1 protein-coding gene is annotated in these 241 nt (G+C 47.7%); it reads right to left on the bottom strand.

Going from position 1 to position 241, the window contains the following annotated elements:
* Positions 1 to 241, bottom strand: a 241-nt coding sequence (locus AB4486_RS24140; RefSeq protein WP_372119159.1) for a DUF2860 family protein, incomplete at both ends; no start/stop codon positions are given.

Below are 241 nucleotides of genomic sequence, written 5' to 3' on the forward strand. Positions count from 1 at the left end.
CCTGTTGCAATATCCTCTCGTGTCGTACCCGCATACACTTGGTGAGTCAGCGATTCGCCAAAAGTATATTGAACAGTACCCAAAAAGCCGAGTAGCCCTTGGTTTTCACTCTCCCCTTCCTGGGTGTTGGTGGCTTGATTCGAATCTTGTTCAGTACTCAAATTACTACTGTCAGAGTAGAAACCGGCCAATACACTGAAGTTACCGCTGAAGCCTTCACTTGGAGCAAGGCCACTGTATG

It is taken from the genome of Vibrio sp. 10N.222.55.C6 (assembly GCF_041473395.1).
GTDB classification, from domain to species: Bacteria; Pseudomonadota; Gammaproteobacteria; order Enterobacterales; family Vibrionaceae; genus Vibrio; species Vibrio crassostreae_C.